The organism is Kitasatospora purpeofusca (genome assembly GCF_036010405.1).
Classification (GTDB): domain Bacteria; phylum Actinomycetota; class Actinomycetes; order Streptomycetales; family Streptomycetaceae; genus Kitasatospora; species Kitasatospora purpeofusca.
In genome coordinates this window covers 8130908-8145412 of sequence record NZ_CP108561.1, presented here as the reverse complement: position 1 = coordinate 8145412, position 14505 = coordinate 8130908, and the positions used below count along the sequence as shown (strand labels likewise).

Annotated in this window: 10 protein-coding genes; 2 read left to right on the top strand and 8 right to left on the bottom strand. The window is 73.1% G+C overall.

Annotation, left to right across the window (positions count from 1 at the left end; genetic code table 11):
- The first annotated feature begins 83 nt into the window (after positions 1-83).
- A complete protein-coding gene (polX, locus tag OG715_RS35535; protein WP_266273169.1) occupies positions 84-1814 on the top strand; it encodes a DNA polymerase/3'-5' exonuclease PolX in 1731 nt (576 codons plus the stop codon).
- 335 nt (positions 1815-2149) lie between these two features.
- Here the strand turns inward: polX and OG715_RS35530 are convergent, their stop codons facing one another.
- Positions 2150-2833 (bottom strand): response regulator, encoded by a 684-nt coding sequence (locus tag OG715_RS35530; protein ID WP_266273170.1) that lies wholly within the window; start codon positions 2831-2833, stop codon positions 2150-2152.
- A gap of 235 nt (positions 2834-3068) precedes the next feature.
- Positions 3069-4295: a sensor histidine kinase gene (locus tag OG715_RS35525; RefSeq protein ID WP_266273172.1), complete on the bottom strand. Its 1227-nt coding sequence runs from the start codon at positions 4293-4295 to the stop codon at positions 3069-3071.
- 623 nt (positions 4296-4918) lie between these two features.
- Between OG715_RS35525 and OG715_RS35520 the strand changes: the two genes are divergently transcribed.
- The gene (locus tag OG715_RS35520; protein ID WP_266273173.1) at positions 4919-5713 is read left to right on the top strand and encodes a (2Fe-2S)-binding protein; all 795 of its coding nucleotides are present in this window, start codon (positions 4919-4921) and stop codon (positions 5711-5713) included.
- 68 nt (positions 5714-5781) lie between these two features.
- Here OG715_RS35520 and OG715_RS35515 read toward each other — a convergent pair whose 3' ends face one another.
- The 6 genes from OG715_RS35515 to OG715_RS35490 form a co-directional block, all read right to left on the bottom strand.
- A complete protein-coding gene (locus OG715_RS35515; protein WP_266273174.1) occupies positions 5782-6717 on the bottom strand; it encodes an NHL repeat-containing protein in 936 nt (311 codons plus the stop codon).
- Positions 6718-7083: 366 nt separating this feature from the next.
- Positions 7084-8226 (bottom strand): ABC-2 transporter permease, encoded by a 1143-nt coding sequence (locus OG715_RS35510; RefSeq protein ID WP_266273175.1) that lies wholly within the window; start codon positions 8224-8226, stop codon positions 7084-7086.
- A 172-nt stretch (positions 8227-8398) separates the two neighbouring features.
- Positions 8399-10042: an alpha-amylase family glycosyl hydrolase gene (locus tag OG715_RS35505; protein WP_266273176.1), complete on the bottom strand. Its 1644-nt coding sequence runs from the start codon at positions 10040-10042 to the stop codon at positions 8399-8401.
- Positions 10043-10408: 366 nt separating this feature from the next.
- Positions 10409-11035 carry a bifunctional 4-hydroxy-2-oxoglutarate aldolase/2-dehydro-3-deoxy-phosphogluconate aldolase gene (locus OG715_RS35500; RefSeq protein WP_266273177.1) on the bottom strand — a complete coding sequence of 209 codons (627 nt, stop codon included), beginning with the start codon at positions 11033-11035 and terminating at the stop codon, positions 10409-10411.
- A 315-nt stretch (positions 11036-11350) separates the two neighbouring features.
- Positions 11351-13027, bottom strand: coding sequence for an N-acyl-D-amino-acid deacylase family protein (locus OG715_RS35495; protein ID WP_266273178.1), 1677 nt, complete (start codon positions 13025-13027; stop codon positions 11351-11353).
- Positions 13027-14409, bottom strand: coding sequence for an alanine racemase (locus OG715_RS35490; RefSeq protein WP_266273180.1), 1383 nt, complete (start codon positions 14407-14409; stop codon positions 13027-13029). The genes OG715_RS35495 and OG715_RS35490 overlap by 1 nt, the downstream gene beginning before the upstream one ends.
- Positions 14410-14505: the final 96 nt, after the last annotated feature.

Genomic DNA, 14505 nt, shown 5'->3' with positions numbered 1-14505 from the left:
CACCTGCCGCGACTCCCCCGCTCCAGCCGACGGACGCCCGCGGACACCCGGCCCGATCCGACCGGCGAACCTAGACTGACCCCATGGCCCGGCTCAACGACAAGGTCAGGGAGCTGCTGCAGGAGTACGCCGATCTGATCTCGATCACCGGCGGCGACGCCTTCCGCGCCCGCGCCTACGAGAAGGCCGCCCGAGCGGTCGGCGGTCACCCCGCGGACATCGACGGCCTGGACGTGAAGGGGCTCCAGCAGATCCCCGGGGTCGGCAGGTCCACCGCCGAAAAAATCGCCGAGTACCTCTCCGGCGGGCGGATCGAGGCATTGGAGACGCTCCGGGCCGAGATCCCGACCGGAGTGCGCGCGATGATGTCCGTCCCCGGCGTGGGACCGAAGCGCGCGCTCGCGCTCTACCGCGACCTCGGCATCGCCTCCGTCGACGAACTCGCCGAGGCGATCCGCGCCGACCGACTGAGCGAGGTCCCCGGCCTGGGCGAACGCAGCGGCGAGAAGATCCTGCACGGCATCGAACTGATCCGGCAGTCCGGCGGCCGGACGCTGCTGGACGCCGCCACCGCGCTGGCCGACCGGATCGTCGCGGCACTCGCGGCCGTGCCGGGGTGCACCCGCTGCGCGTACGCGGGCTCGCTGCGCCGGATGCGCGAGACGGTCGGCGACATCGACGTCCTGGCCACCGCCGAGGATTCGGCACCCCTGATGGCCGCGCTCACGGCGCTCCCCTACACGGCCGAGGTGATCGGCACCGGGCCGACCAAGACCTCGATCCGCACCACGGACGGGATCCAGGTCGATCTGCGCGTGGTCCCGGAGGAGGACTGGGGAGCCGCCCTGGTCTACTTCACCGGCTCGAAGGCGCACAACATCAAGCTCCGGACGATGGCGGTGCGGGCCGGCCTGAAGCTCTCCGAGTACGGGCTGTTCGACGCCGAGGGCGGCGAGAAGATCGTGTCGGCGAGCGAGGAGGAGGTGTACGCGGCGCTCGGCCTGCCCTGGATCGCGCCGCCGTTGCGCGAGGACCGTGGTGAGATCGAGGCGGCCCTGCGCGGCGAGTTGCCGGAGCTGGTGGCCGAGACGGACCTCCGCGGCGACCTGCACACCCACACCGACCTGACCGACGGGCTGGCCACCCTGGAGGAGATGATCGACACCGCGGCCGCCCGCGGCTACGCGTACTACGCGGTCACCGACCATGCCCCCGACCTGGTGATGCAGCGGATGACGGACGAGAAGATGCTCGCCCAGCGTGAGCAGCTGCGCGAACTGGCCGAGCGGCACCGTCGGATGCGACTGCTGCACGGCACCGAGCTGAACATCGGCCCGGACGGCACCGTCGACTGGTCGGCCGAGTTCCTGTCCGGTTTCGATGTCTGCGTGGCCTCCGTCCACTCCCACTTCGGCGCGGACCGGGACGCCCAGACCCGTCGGCTGATCCGCGCCTGCGAGAACCCGCACGTGCACATCATCGGCCATCTCACCACCCGCCGGATCGGCCGACGCGGGCCGATCGACGTCGACCTGGACGCCGTCTTCGCCGCTGCCGCCCGGACCGGGACCGCGATCGAGATCAACAGCTCGCCCCAGCGCCTCGATCTGCGGGACGAGGACGTGCTCCGGGCCAAGCGCCACGGCGTGAAGTTCTCGATCGACAGCGACGCGCACGCCACCCCCCACCTCGCCTATCCCAGGTACGGGATCGGCACTGCCCAGCGCGCATGGCTCACCGCCGAGGACGTGATCAACACCTGGCCGTGGCAGCGCCTCAAGCGGTTCCTCCGCAAGGACGCGCTCCGTACCTGAGCGCCCGACCGACCGGGGCAGCGCGACCAGAATCGGAAAATTGTCTGATTTGTGGGAATTTTTCCCGGATGCCCCTGGTGCGACGGCCACCTGAGGCGCATCATGGTGGTGGACCTGCGAGGTAGCCGAGGAGGTTCGACCGCAGGAGGCAGTGGCGACAGATCGAGACGGATCAGGGTCTGCCGCTGGTACCTCGGTCGACGATCGAACTACTGGCCGGAGGACGGGACGTCCGGAGGCCACCCCCACCTCGCAGGTTCCGCATGTCCGGCCGGACCCCTCACCGGCCGGACATTCCGCGCCGATCCGCCGGTGGTCCGGCAACGGTCCCATCGCTACGGTGCGGTCGACACCGCGTACCCCATCTCCCACGCGTGCACGGCGATGCCCACCCGGTTCTGCACGCCAAGCTTGCGCTGGATGCTTGCCACATGCGTCTTCACCGTGCCGGGGGAGATGAAGAGTTCGGCGGCGATGTCGGCATTGGTCCGGCCGCCCGCGACATGACCGGCGATCTCCACCTCGCGTTCGGTCAACGGCGCGGCGGGGGCCGACCGGCGGTCCACCCTCCGGGGTGCGGTCACATGCTGGAGCAACCGCACGGTGACCGCCGGGCTGATCAGGCTCTCCCCTCCCGCCGCCGCCCGGACCGCCTCGGCGAGCAGGGCCGGACCTGACCGCTTCAGCAGGAACCCGGAAGCCCCGTACCTCAGCGCCGGATAGACGTACTCGTCCAGGTCGAACGTGGTCAGCACCACCACTCGCACGGGCGTGACCGCCCCCGGACCGGCCAGGCGCCTGGTGAGCTCCAGGCCGTCCATTCTGGGCATCCGGATGTCCACGAGCGCGACGTCCGGGCGCAGCTCCGCAGCGAGTTCGAGCGCGGCGACCCCGTCGGCCGCCTCCCCGACCACGGTGATGTCGGGCTGGGCCTCCAGGATCCGCCGCACGCTCCGGCGGACAGCTTCCTGGTCGTCCGCGATCAGGGTGCGGATGGGCTCCGGGTTCGAACTCGTCACGCACGGAAGTCTCGCACGACGGGACTCGGGCGAACCCTGCCCCCTTGACGTCCTGACGTCCGGTCACCGTGCGACCGGTGGAGACCGAGGCGGGTGCGGCGGCCATGGCGGGCCCTCCTTCTGACGCGGGACACGGTCGATCACGACTACGAGCATCGCCGCTCACCGGGCCGCTGCCATCTGCCGAACGGCACCCTTCTACGGCCGATTTCTCCCCGCGCCCCTGCCGTTCGGCCTAGCGAACCGGCAGTTCGCAGCTCGTCCGCCAACCCAGCGGCCGCAACGGAGCGGGCTCCAGCGGTCCGGACTCCAAGGTCCCACCGTGCACAGCGAGGCGTTCCGCAAGGCCCGGCAGACCGCTTCCGCCACCATCTCGAAGGCGACGCAACCCACGAACACCGCCCGGCGCCCTGCCGTCGTTGCTCACCGACACCCGTACCACCGCGCCCGCCCCGCCCTCGGCCGCTCCGGTCTCCACCCGGACGACCGCCTCTGCGGCCCCCGGTGCGTGCCGTCGCACATTCGTCAGCGCCTCCAGCACGACCGCGTACGCGGCGCCCTCCGCTTCCGGCGACAGCAGACCCGTGGCCTCCCGCGCACCTTCAAGTCGGGCCCGGGTCGGACCGGTCCGGTCGAAACGGCCCACCAGCTCCGGCAGGTCGGCCAGCCCGTACACCCGGGTCGCGCCAGTCGCGCCAGCCGGGACCCCGATCGCGCCCGGCGAGTCCGCTCCGCCGTCCCCGCCGCCGTTGTCGCCGTCCTCGTGCGGCTCCCTCAACGCCCCCACCATCGCGTCCATCGAGTCCAGCGCGCGCAGGCCGGCCTCCTCCAGACGCCGCAGCAGCGCCGCCGTCTCCTCCGGTCCATGGTCCCCCGGCAGTTGACCGGCCTGGGCCTCCAGCACGATGCCAGTGATCTCGTGCGCCACGAAGTCGTGCAACCCCCGCGCCACCTCCAGACGCTGCTCACGCCGCGCCTTCGCCACCGCGCGCTCGCGCCGCGCGTCCAGCACCCGCAGGTACAGACTCGCGCCGACCACGACGGCCAGCGGCACCCCCGAGGTCAGGACCGCCAGCACGGAGGCGGTCCAACCACCGTTCGGGGTCCGGACGGTGAAACGCAGCGGCACAACCACCACCGCCGTGACGGCCAGGGCACCCGCCGGCCCGGCCCACCGGCCCCGGGCGCGCCGGACCACCCGGCCCGCCAGGATCAGCAGGGCCGCCCACTCGAACGGCAGCCAGAAGGCCGGCAGCCGGTACGGGCCGGGGTAGACCAGGTCGAGCAGCAGCGAGGCGGCGGCCACCCCGCTCACCGCACCGATGAGCGTCACCCGCCCGCTCGGCCACCTCACCGCGGCCACCAGCACCGCCCCGGCGGCCATGACGGCCAACAGGAGCGCGGCGGCACGCTGACCGGGGTGTGCCAGCAGCACAGGGGCGAGCACGACCAGTGCGGCCACCACCCCCACCGGCCCTCGGAGCGCCGTGGGACGACTCGCGCCGCGGGGCGGGGGGACGGCGGGAACAGCGGACCGGCCGCGGACCGTGTCCACCGAGGAATCAGCAGGCATACGTCCGACCCTAAGGTCGCGGCCGCCGGCCGGCCGACGGCCCCCGACCGGGCCAACTCCTGCCGAAGAGGGCCGAATCCACCACAAGCAAGGTCAAACTCCCTCGTCCGAGGGAGGTACGAGCCCCAGAAAGGGGGGATGTTAGTCCGTGACCGAACAGAGAGCCGGGCCAGTTCGACCAGGACTCACGAGAGGACGCCCTCCCATGCGCTTCCGCATCAGCACCACAGCCGCCGCAGCAGCCGCCTACCGGCCTCCGAGGCACCCGCCCGGGACCACTGCGGCGAGGTACGGTTCTTCGGGACCGACACCGGTACCCCCCGGGCCGTCGCACCGGGCCCACCCGCTGCCGCGCGCCGGTGCCGCCACCGCCCGCTCCAGCTCGCCGCACGGATCCGGAGAACCAAGCCGATGCCCACCCGCCACCGTCCGTCCTCCGGCCCGGTCCGGGCACACATCGCCCCGTCCCCCGCCGCCGGCAGCACGACGGCGACGACGACGGTCGGCCGCCGATGAGTGTCGCGTCCGACCTCGGACAGCTCGCCGCCGTCGGCCCGTACTTCGCCCTGGACACGGCCGAGGCTCCCGGGCAGAGCCCGCCGCCGGGCTTTCGACCGCTGCGGGAGTTCTACGCCCCGGGCCAGGACGGCCTGTTGGCGGGCCGGGTTCGGGAGGTCGGCCGGCGGCTCGGCACGGCCGAGGCGCGGGTCGCGGCCTCGATCCTGCACCTGGGTCTGGCCTCCCGGTTCTGCTCGGTGGGCCTCGCCGCCGCCGTGCTGGTCGGCGATGTGCCCGACCTGACTCCCGATGAAGCGTGGGTCCGCGTCCCCGAGCAGGGGCCGATCGACCTCTGGGCTCCCTACCCGCCCACGTCGACGGCACGGCCCGCCTCGGAGGGCGCGTGGACGTCGGCCGATCCGGGTCGACTCGCCGAGCGGTTCCGCCGGACCGTCGTCGAGGGGCAGTTGACGGAGCTGGCGGCGGCCGTCCGCTCCGCGGTCCCGCTCTCCGACGGGCTGCTCCGGGGGAACGCGGCCTCCGCCCTGGCCGGCGCTCTGCGCATGCTGGAGGCCCACCTCGTGCAAACGGCTCCCGACAGAGCCTCCGCAACCCCGGGGCTGGCCCGGTCCCTGGTCGCCCATGTGCTCGACCACCCGCCCCTGGCCGGCACCGGAACCCTGACCGTCGGCGGCGCTCGGTCCGGCACCGGGTTCCGACGCACCAGTTGTTGCCTCTACTACCGGGTCGGTCCGCAGGCCGGTGTCTGCGGCGACTGCTGCTTCACCCGTCCACCACGCCGCCCCTGAGTCGAAAGGAGCCAGAAGACGGCCGGATGCCCGGACCGTCCGGCGGACCACGCCGCAGCCCCGGCGCCCTACCGCTGCAACGTCGCGGCCAGCAGGTTGGGGTCGCTCCTTGAGAAGAAGGCCGCGCTCGGCACGAACACCCGGTCACCCCGGATCCCGACCGAGGTCGGATTGGAAAGACCGTCCGAGGCATCGAGCACGGTGTGCCGAGTACCGTCACCGCGGAGATAGACGGCCTCGCTGGAGGTGTTGAGCGCTGCGATCAGCTCGTCACCGACCCCCACGAAGGCGAAGTCGTCGAGCCCCGCGAGCCCGTCGGCGCGGACCTCGACCGGGCCGGCGGAGCCGTCCTGACCGATCGGGATTCGCAGCAGCGAGCCACTGTCGGTGTTGCCGACCCAGACGGCGCCGCGGTGCACCTTCAGGCCGTTGGCACCGAAAGCGCCGGTGGGCCTGAGGCGGGCGTCGTCGGACCAGACCACCGGGTCGCCGCCGGCCGTCGGCACGACCCGGACCAGGCCGAGCGCCGAGTCGGCGGAGTACAGCACACCGGCGTACTCGTCCAGCGCGAGGCCGTTGGGCAGGCTGTTCGCGGGGAGGGCCGCGATGCGCTCCGGCTCACCGCCGGGGCAGAGCCTCCAGATCCCGGTGAGGTCCTCGGTGCCGGTGGCGTAGGCGAAGTAGAGCGTGCCGTCGTGGGCGCGGGCCAGGCCCGAGACGGCGGCGGCGCCGATGACCGGGGTCGCGGGGTGTGCGGGTGCGGGCATGTCGGCCAGGACGGTGATCCGGTCGTCGCGGTCGAGGTGGACGACCTGGCGGGCGAAGGACAGGGTGAGGTCCACCGAGCCGTCGGGTTCGACAGCGATGTTCTCGGGCTGGCGGCCCTGGGCCAGATCGAAGTGGGCGACGATCCGGGGATGTGAGAGCGGTGGCGCGACGGCGACAGCCGGCGTCGCGGCGAGCAGCGCCAAGGCGACGGCGGTGACCGGCACTGCTCCCAGCACCCGGTCCGCGAGGACGGCACGGGAAGTACGGGCGACCGAGGACGCAGGAGACGCACAAGAGCCCTGAGGTGCCGGGGACTTACGGACAGAGCGGAAGGGGCGAGGCACAGTGGTACTCCTCGGGGGCGGCGAACGGACGGGGCGGCGTCCCCCGTCGGCAGAGCACGCCCGATCCTGCCATCCGGGAGGCAGCGGACTGTGCCGCCACGCAGATCACCCGACACACCGCACCGGGGACGGGGGCGTGCGTCCCGACAGCTGGGGCCCGCAACCGGCTTGTCCAGGGCCGGTCGCGGGCCGCCGACCCCCACCCGGAGTCGATGCCCCTGTCACCGGGTGACGTTCTCCCACAGAGTTGACGGACAATCAGATCGCGACCGTCGACTCCTCCATCTCCTCCTCCGCGCCGGGCCCCTCCCCGCGCGACGGCCCGACTCCGCGCGCCGCACCGACCGAGCCGACCGGACCACCAGCACCGCCGACAACCCCCGCGCCGACCGCACCCGACGCCACCGCCCGGCCGCGCCGTTCGTTCAGCGCGGCTCCGACCACGAGCACACCGGCGACCGCCAACCACAGTGCCAGCGTCAGGAGGTGACCACCGAAGCCGGCACGACCGTCGAAGTAGAGCAGACTGCGGGAGCCCTCCAGGAAGCCCGCACCGGCCCAGAAGGAGTGCAACCCGCCGAAGAAGCCGTTCTGCAACTCCGGCCGGTACACACCGCCGGAACTGGTGAAGTTCAGCATCACGAACAGCACCATCATCGCCAGCGTGGTCCACCGCTTGAGGAAGGTGTGGAGGCCGATGCCGATCCCGATCACCCCGGCCGAGTAGAGCCAGCCGAGCGCCCAGACCCCGGCCAGGTCGTGGTCCACCACATGAAAGACGGGCCCTGCGGTGAGAATCCCGATCACGCTCACCGCCAAGGACACGCCCAGCCCGACCAGCACCCGGATCCGCATGGCCAGAGCCGCACCCGCCGCGCCGACCACCGCGACACTGCCGTAGGAACCGATGCTGAGCGCGACCAGCAGGAAGAACAGGCCTTGACCGGTGGGATCGCCCTCGCTCGGGGCGGTGAGGTCCGTGACGGCCAGGGGGACGCCCTGCTGCGCGGTCACTCGCTGGAAGACCTTCTCGGCCGCCATCGCGGAGGTGTCCGAGTTGGCCTTCGCGACCAGGAGTTCGGGGCGGCTCGCATCGGGGAGGAAGGCGCCGACCAGGTCCCGGTCGAGCAGTCCCTGTTCGGCGGCGGCCCGGTCCGGCAGCGAGGTGACGTCGAGCGCGTCGCCCGCCCGGCCCTGCACCGCCCCGGCCAGGGCCCGCGCCTCCGGGGTGGCACCGACGACCGCGACCTTCAGATGGTGCGGCTCGGGCTGGTGGAAGGCGCCCTGGTACGCGAGCGCCATGCCGAGGCACATCAGCAGCGGGGTGAGCAGGTGGAACGCCAGGTGCTTGAGCGAGTGCCCCACGGCGGGTGCTGCGGCTGTGGTCCGGGGTGTGCTCATGAAGTTCGGTCCGTCCTCCGGCGGTCGCCAGCGAAAGAGACAATAGAAGATGGTAAATGCAACCATCTGGATGCAGTGTACAACCACTTCGGGGGCAGGCCGAAGCCCGCCCCCGATCGGCCGCACCCCGCAGGGAGGTGGCACCAACGCCGGGCCCGTCACCCCAAGCCGGTCACCCCAGGTCGAAGACCCCGTACGAGAACCCGTCCGCCCGCAGCTCACCGGCCGCATCGACCCGCACGCCCTGAACCTCCAGCGGGGTGACCCCACCCGCCCGACCCGCCCCACCCGCCCGGTCGCCCCGGCCGAACACCCCGACGCCGTCCAGCAGCCCGTCGAGCGGGAGAACCGCCGGCTCCCGCCGCGGGTTGATCACCACCAGGTACCGCCCGGCACGGGTGTACACCAGCGGGTACCCCGCGTGCCGGACCTCCACCGAGCCCCGCGCCCCGAGCCCCGGGTGCTTGCGGCGCAGACCGATCAGTCGCCGCACGGTGTGCAGCAGCGAGGTCGGGTCGGCCCGCTGGGTGGCGACGTCCGGCCGGTGCGGGTCCGGATCCACCGGGAGGTAGAGCCGCTCCGCCGGGGCGGCCGAGAAGCCCGCGTTCGGACCGGGCGCCCACTGCATAGGCGTACGCGAGCCGGCCCGGTTGTACGTCGGGCCGAGCACGCTGCCCTCGACATCGGGGAGGTCCGGCACGTAGCGCATGCCGATCTCGTCGCCGTAGTACACCGCGGGCAGCGTGGGCCAGGTCAGCACCAGGGCGAAGGCCGGGGCGAGTTGCTCGGCGGTGCGCGGGCCGGTCGCGAGCCGGGAGAAGTCGTGGTTGGCGGTGGGGAGGGCGATGTGCCCCACGCCCTCCGTCAGTTGGGCCGCCGAGCGCCAGGCGTCCAGGAACACCCGGGGCGTGCCGCGCCCCTCGGCCTCGAAGTAGCACGGGCCCTGCTTCCAGAACTCCTCCACCGTCCCGGCGTTGTTGTTCCAGAGCGAGCGCAGCGGCAGACCGTGGTCCGTGCCGCCGAACTGGAGCAGGAAGTCCGCATGGAAGCCTGCGGCGACGGCGGCCGCCGGATCGCCCCATTCGGCGAACAGCGCGGCCTGCGGGTGGTCGCGGTCGAGCCAGTCACGCAGCTCGGTCCAGAGCTTGCCCGTCTCGGCGAAGCCCGGATCGTCCTTGACCAGGGAGGACGCCATGTCGACCCGGAAACCCGCCAGTCCCAGGCCGAGCCAGTGCGCCATGATTTCGCGCAACGCGGCGCGGTTGGCGCGGGGCCCCTCGGCGTCGACGGGCTGGCGCCAGGGCTGTTCCGGGTCCTCGCGCCCGTAGCCGAAGTTGAGAGCCGGCTGGCACTCGAAGAAGTTCGGCCGGTACCACCCGGCCCGGCTGCCCGGGGAGGCGACGAAGCCGTCCACCGGCCGGTCGGACCAGATGTAGCGGTGGTCGGACGGATCCTCGGCCGAGGCGCGGAACCAGGGGTGCTGGTCGGAGGTGTGGCCGGCGACCAGGTCCAGCAGGATCCGGATGCCCTTGCGGCCCGCCGCCTCGACCAGGGCGGCGAGGTCGTCGGCCGTGCCGTAGCGCGGGGCGGGTGCGAGGTAGTCGGTGACGTCGTACCCCGCGTCGCGGAACGGCGAGGCGAAACACGGGTTCAGCCAGACCGTGTCCACGCCCAGCCAGGCGAGGTGGTCGAGGTGCTCGGTGATGCCCGCGAAGTCGCCGACACCGTCGCCGTCGGAGTCGGCGAAGGTCTGGGGGTAGATCTGGTACAGCACGGCGTCCGTCAGCCAGTCGGGGCCGGGGCGGGTCGAGGTCATGGGTGGGATCCTCCTACCGGGTGCCGAGGGGCTACCGATTCTCGTCGATTCCCCGTCGCCCCAACAGTCCGGCTCGGCCACTCCTGGACCGGCGCGGGACTCCTGGAAGGAGCCCCCAGCCGTGCCGCGCGCCCTCCCGAGCCTCTCCCACTCCTTCGCGCCCCACGGTTGGCGCCCGCCGAGCCGGGCCTGCCGCCCCACAGCACGTCGCGCATCGGCCATGCCGCGCGTCGCACACCTCGCACGACACGCATCCGGTCCGGACCGGCCGTGCGCGGGGCGGCACACCTCCTCGCCTCCCCGCGCACCGAACCCCCGCGCACCGAATCTTCCCGTGCCAGCCCCCGCCCCACGCCGGTCGCCCCGCTACCGGAGCGCGCAGGCCTCTGTGAACGCCCGGGCCCGACGGGTGATCTCCGCCCAGTCCCCGGCCGCGACGACCTCCGGCGGCACCACGTCAGTGCCGGCGCAGACGGCGAGTGCTCCGTGCGCCAGGAAGTCCGCCGCGTTCCCCGCGTTGACACCGCCGGAGGCGACCAGCGGGACATCGGGGTACGGGCCCCGCAGATCCTTGAAGTAGCCGGGGCCGAACGCCCGGGCCGGGAAGATCTTCACCGCCGCCGCACCGAGGTCGACCGCCTGGGCGACCTCGGTCGCGGTGAGAGCGCCGAGGATCACCGGCACTCCCGCCGCGTGGGCGACCTCCGCCACTTCGGGACGCAGTCCGGGCGTGACCAGGAAGGAAGCCCCGGCGGCGAGCCCCTGCTCGGCCTGCTGGGCGGTGAGCACCGTCCCGACCCCGACCCGGTGGCCGGCCTGTGCCGCCCGGTGCAGGTGGGTGGTCACATCAGGTGTGGTGAAGGTGAATTCGGCCCAGGTGATACCCCCCTCGGCGAGCGCGGCGCAGAGCGCGGCGGCATCCGGTATCCGCGGCGCGCGGACGACCGCGACCACCGGCGAGGCGGCGAGCGCGGCCCGGGCCGCCTCCGCCATGGCGGCAGCGGAGGGCGTGCGGCTCCCCCGGCCCGGGCTCCCGGATCCCGGACCCGCAGGCGTCCGATCCACGAAACCCGCTTCGACCGACTGCGCTTCGACCGACTGCGGCTCGACCGGCCTCGCCTCGACCGGCCTCGGATCAACTGAACTCGAATTCACGGCGTGCGCTTCCATTCCACTCGGATTCACTGGGCACTCGGATTCACTGGAACCCCTGATTCACGGGGCACTCTGATTCACGGGGCACTCGGCACGGAACCCGGCCCCGCCCCGCCCCGCCACCGGCGAGTTCGGCTCCGCGGCACGCGGCCGTCATATCGCCTCCGCCCCGCGCCCCGTCCGGCGCAGCGCCCGACCGGGCCGCGCGCCCGTGGTGCGGCCCTGCTCCACCACGGCCACGCCGTTCACATAGACGTGTTCCACACCGACGGCGGGCCGCCTCGGCTGCTCGAACGTCGCCGCGTCCTGGACGCGCTCGGGGTCGAAGAGGACCAGGTCGGCATGGAACCCGGGGGCGATCCGTCCGCGCCGGTGCAGCCGCAACCGGGCCGCCGGCCGACCGGTCATCCGGGCGACCGCTTCCTCCAGCGTGAGCACGCCGGACTCGCGGACGTACCGGGCCAGGTAGCGGGGGAAGGTGCCCCAGGCACGCGGGTGCGGGCGCGCGCCGACCAACAGCCCGTCGCTGCCGACGGTGTGGACCCGGTGGCGCATGATCGCCCGGACGTTCGCCTCGTGGCCGACGTGCTGGAGGATGGTGGTGGCCAACTCGTCGCGGAGCAGCAGGTCGAGGAAGATCTCCGTGCCGCTCCGGCCCTGCTCGGCGGCGAGTTCGGCGACGGTCCGGCCGACCGCGTCGGCGAGCTCGGGGGCCCGGACGCCGGAGAGTTGGATGGTGGCCCAGTCGGTGACCACGCCGTGGCAGCCGTCGCTGCCCTTCTCCTCCACCTCGTACCGGATCCGCTCCCGCGCGGCCGGATCGCCGAGCCGCACCAGAGTGGCCTGCGGTCCGCCTTCGGTGGCCCAACTGGGCAGCAGGGCGGCCAGGGTGGTGGATCCGGGCAGGTAGGGATAGCTGTCCAGGGTGAGGTCCACGCCGTCGTCGAGGGCCCGGTCGAGCAGGGCCAGCAGTTCACCGGCGCGGCCCTCGTTGACACCGAAGTTCATGGTGGCGTGGGTGAGGTGGAGCGGGCAGCCGGACCGCCGGGCGATCTCGACCATCTCCTCGTAGCCCTCCAACGCACCTGCCCCGTAGGAGCGTTGGTGGGGGGCGTGGAAACCTCCGAAGCCGGCGACGACCCGGCAGAGTTCGACCAGTTCGGCCGTTCCGGCGTACATCCCCGGGGTGTACGTCAGGCCGCTCGACATCCCGACCGCGCCCTCGACCAGCCCCTGCGCCAACAGCTCGCGCATCCGGTCGAGTTCGGCGGCGCTCGGGGCCCGGTTCTCCCAGCCCATGGCGAGCATGCGCAGCGAGCCGTGCGGCACCAGGTAGCAGGCGTTGACGGCGGGGCAGGTCCGGTCCAGCCGGTCCAGGTAGCCGCCGACGGTGCGCCAGTCCCAGTCGAGGTCGTCCGGATCCCCGTTCCAGCCGGCGATCTGGCGGCGGAGCGCGGGCAGGGTGGTGTCGTCGACCGGCGCGTAGGAGAGGCCGTCCTGGCCGAGGACCTCGCAGGTCACGCCCTGGGTGACCTTGGCGGGGTGCTCCGGTTCGCGGAGCAGGGCGAGGTCGGAGTGGGCGTGCATGTCGATGAATCCGGGTGCCAGGACCAGCCCGTCCGCATCGACCGTCCGCGCCGCGCCAGCACCCGACCGGCCGACACCACCGGCACTCCGCCCACCACCCGACCCGCCCGACCCGCCCGGCGCCCCGACCTCGACGATCACCCCGCCGGCGATCCGCACGTCCGCCCGGTACCGCCCGGCCCCCGTGCCGTCCACCACCGTGGCGCCGCGGAACAGCACGCTCCCACCGCCGCTGGTACTCATCAGAAGAACGTCCTGACCAGCCCGGTCACCTTGGGCTCGGCCGCCGAGGCATCGTCCAGCACCGGGATCAGCGTCCACTTGTCGAAGGCGGTGCACGGGTGCGAGATGCCGAGCCGCAGCACGGCGCCGACCGGCGCGAGGTCGCCCGCGTCCCGAAGGAACGCGTGCTGGTCGTTGAGCGCGGTGATCCGCGCCGCCGTGCCCGTCAACTCCGCCCCGCCCCGGACCAGATGCGGTTCCGGCAGTCCCTCGTCGAACGGCAGGTCGCGCTTGCCCGCATCGAGCAGCGCCAGCTGCGGCTCGGGCCGGGACACCACTCGCGCCCACCCGTGCAGCGCCCCGCGCAGCGCTCCTCCCCCACCGGCACCCGACGCCTCCGCACCCCGGGCGAGCGGCGAGATCCCCCGGTAGAAGCCGTCGTCGTGCGCGAGGTAGGCGCCCGAGCGCAGCACCACGAAGGCCTCCGGCAGCGCCCCCAACTCTTCGGCCACCAGGTCGAAGTAGGCGCTGCCACCGGCCGTGACCACGGGCGGGGCGTCCTCGGCGTACCGCCCGGCCAGCCGCCCGTGCAGCTCGGCCAGCGACCGCAGGTACCCGCGCACCGTGCCGAGCCCGCCCTCGCTCGCGTCGTGCGCCAACGCACCCTCGTACCCGCCGATACCGGCCAGCCGGAGGGTCGGCGCGCGGCGGACGGCGTCCGCGATCTCCACCGCCCCGTCGACGGTGCGCGCACCGGTGCGGCCACCGGGGCCGCCGAGTTCGACCAGCACCTCGACCGGACGCTCGGCACCGGCCGCGCGCAGTGCCTCGTCCATCAGTCGGACGCTCTCCACCGAGTCGACCCAGCAGGCGAAGGCGAAGTCGGCGTCGGCGGCGAGCTCTCCCGCCAGCCAGCGCAGGCCCGCCGGGTCGAGCAGGGAGTTGGCGAGCAGCAGCCGCCGCACACCGAAGGCGCGGGCGACCCGGAGCTGCGGCAGGTTGGCGAGGGTGATGCCGTGGCTGCCCGCGTCCAGCTGCGCCTGCCAGAGCGCGGGGGCCATGGTGGTCTTGCCGTGCGGGACGAGCGCCACGCCGGCGTCCGCGCACCAGCGGGCCATGGTGCGCAGGTTGTGGTCGAGTGCGCCCGCGTCGAGCGTGAGCAGCGGGGTGCCGAGGTCGGCCAGGGTGGGTCCGGTGGCGAGGTACTGGCGGACGGTCAGGCCGTCGGCGGCCGGCGGCAGCGCCTTGAACCGCCAGTCGAGCACCTCCTCGGCGAGTGCCGCCACCGCACCGGCGTCGATGCCTGAACCACCACCGCCGGGGCCGCCCGGGCCGCCGGTCCCGCGACCGCCGCCACCACTCCCACTGCCGTCGCTGCCACTGCTCGCGAAGGTCTGGTCCACCGTCTTCCTCCATCTGCCATGTTGCAACATGTGCAATGAGGGTTGCACATGCTGGCAACACGGTTCTAGCATCGGCGCCGGACGAAGGTCAACGAC

Excerpts from the sequence above, each read along its gene's own strand:
- polX (WP_266273169.1), top strand. The coding sequence starts at position 84 with ATGGCCCGGCTCAACGACAAGGTCAGGGAGCTGCTGCAGGAGTACGCC.
- OG715_RS35520 (WP_266273173.1), top strand. The coding sequence starts at position 4,919 with ATGAGTGTCGCGTCCGACCTCGGACAGCTCGCCGCCGTCGGCCCGTAC.
- OG715_RS35510 (WP_266273175.1), bottom strand. The coding sequence starts at position 8,226 with ATGAGCACACCCCGGACCACAGCCGCAGCACCCGCCGTGGGGCACTCG.
- OG715_RS35505 (WP_266273176.1), bottom strand. The coding sequence starts at position 10,042 with ATGACCTCGACCCGCCCCGGCCCCGACTGGCTGACGGACGCCGTGCTG.
- OG715_RS35500 (WP_266273177.1), bottom strand. The coding sequence starts at position 11,035 with ATGGCGGAGGCGGCCCGGGCCGCGCTCGCCGCCTCGCCGGTGGTCGCG.
- OG715_RS35495 (WP_266273178.1), bottom strand. The coding sequence starts at position 13,027 with ATGAGTACCAGCGGCGGTGGGAGCGTGCTGTTCCGCGGCGCCACGGTG.